The organism is Mycobacterium sp. 1165178.9, from assembly GCF_001673555.1.
Taxonomy (GTDB): Bacteria; Actinomycetota; Actinomycetes; order Mycobacteriales; family Mycobacteriaceae; genus Mycobacterium.
In genome coordinates this window covers 1-1,985 of sequence record NZ_LZMB01000380.1, presented here as the reverse complement: position 1 = coordinate 1,985, position 1,985 = coordinate 1, and the positions used below count along the sequence as shown (strand labels likewise).

The following is a 1,985-nucleotide window of genomic DNA, read 5'->3' as shown; positions in this document are numbered from 1 at the left end:
ACCGATTGTGGGCGCCTCGAACAAGGTGCGCACCGAAAGGTCGGCACCCAGGCTGGCGTTGACTGCGGCAACTAGACGCATCGCCGACAGCGAATCACCGCCCAGGTCGAAGAACGACTCCGCGACACCAACCCGCTCGAGTCCGAGGACCTGGGCGTAGATGCCGGCCAGAATCTCTTCGACCATCCCGGTCGGAGCGTCGTAAAGATCGGCGTCCTGATACTCGGGTGCCGGAAGCGCCCTGCGGTCGAGCTTTCCCGAGGAGGTCAGCGGGAACTCCTCGAGCACAACGATGTGCGTCGGCACCATGTATTCGGGCAACCACGCGCTCAATCGTTGACGGATTGCGCTGATCTTGGTGTTGGTGTGGGGTTCGTTGTGGGTGCCGCGTTGCCCTGCCCGGTGCCCGGGCAGATAGAGGTCTGTCAATGCCGGGGCGTGCTCACCGTCGGCGGGAACGATGAAAGCGGCGTCCAGGGTGCCAGGTTGGGCCCCCCACGTGACGGCCGCGTGGTATCCGGTTTCTTCGCCGAGACGATGCAGATGTTCGGCGGTGGCTGCGTCGGGCACGGCTTGGGCGAGAGCGTCGGCCAATGGCAACCCGGCCGCTAGGGCGCGCTCGATGCGGACGTCGCTGATCACTCCGGTGCGGGGGATTTCGGTGATGCGCACCGCGGCGGGACGTTCCGCGAGCAATCGCGTCCGCAGCCCGTCCAGGCCGCCGCATTCCGTCCACGTCCAGCTGGGCGCCGCGGCCAGTGAGCGCACCGATGCGGGAGCTTTGTGGATGACGACGTCGTAGCGGTAACGGTTGAGTTCGTTGTCGGCGAGGCCGCGTTTGACTTGGATCTCGAGGCCGCCCACTGACGGGTGATAGGCGGCCAGGGTGGTGAAATACTCTGGCGCCAGGAGCAATTCGGGTTCGCCGAGCACGGCATGCTTGACGCGCCGGCGGATCTCGGCGGCGTCGGTGGCGTCGGCACGCGCCAACGCGACGGCGGTTTGGAACGCGCCCTGCAGGCTGTGGTTGCGAACATCGCCGAGGAACAGCGCGCCGCCGGGGGCCAGTAGTTCGATGGCGTTGTCGATGACCTCGGTCAGGTACCCCGCATTGGGGAAGTACTGGACGACCGAGTTGACGACGATGGTGTCGAAGTGGCCCTGCGGAAGCGTCCCGGTGACGTGTGCGGGCTGCGTGCGCAGTTGCACCCGATCACGCCATGAGATCTGCAATCGCTCCAGCGAACGGCCCAGATTGTCGATGACGACCGCCGACATGTCGGTGGCCACATACTCTTCGCACTGCGGGGCGATCTGTGACAACAACAGTCCGGAGCCCACGCCGATCTCCAGCACCCGACCTGGCCGCAGGGCCTGGATCCGGCGCACCGTGGCCGAGCGCCACTCGATCATCTCCTCGAGCGGAATTGGTTCACCGGTGAGGCTGCTGTTCCAGCCCCGGAAGTCCATGCCGAAGTCCGGCGCCTCCACCTCGGCCGCGTAGAGCTCGTCGTAGAGCTGTTGCCACTCTTCGACGATTTCGACGTCACCGTCGGAGGTGGTGCTGTGTTTCAGGGTGATGTAGGCGACGAGGTGGTCGCCGATGTCGCTGTGGTGCACCGTGGCGGCGGCCTGGGCCACCTGTGGGCAGGCCAGCAAGGTGTTCTCGATTTCACCCAATTCGATCCGCTGCCCGCGCAATTTGATCTGGTCGTCGGCACGGCCGAGGTATTCAAGGGTCCCAGCTGAAGTCCACCGCACCAGGTCACCGGTGCGGTACAGGCGCGACCCGGGTTCGCCGTAGGGGTTGGCCACGAATCGTTCCGCGGTCAGCTCCACCCGGCCGACGTAGCCGTGCGCCAGCGCCGGGCCACTCAGGTAAAGCTCCCCCAGCACACCGAGGGGGGCCGGATTGAGGAAGGCGTTGAGCACCAGCGCGCGCACCCCCGGGATCGGGGCGCCGATGGTGACCGGCTGCCCCGCCG

Annotated in this window: 1 protein-coding gene; it reads right to left on the bottom strand. The window is 66.4% G+C overall.

Annotation, left to right across the window (positions count from 1 at the left end; translation table 11 throughout):
- Positions 1-1,985 (bottom strand): phosphopantetheine-binding protein (locus A5652_RS16400; protein ID WP_156745381.1); only part of this gene is annotated, 1,985 nt, incomplete at both ends.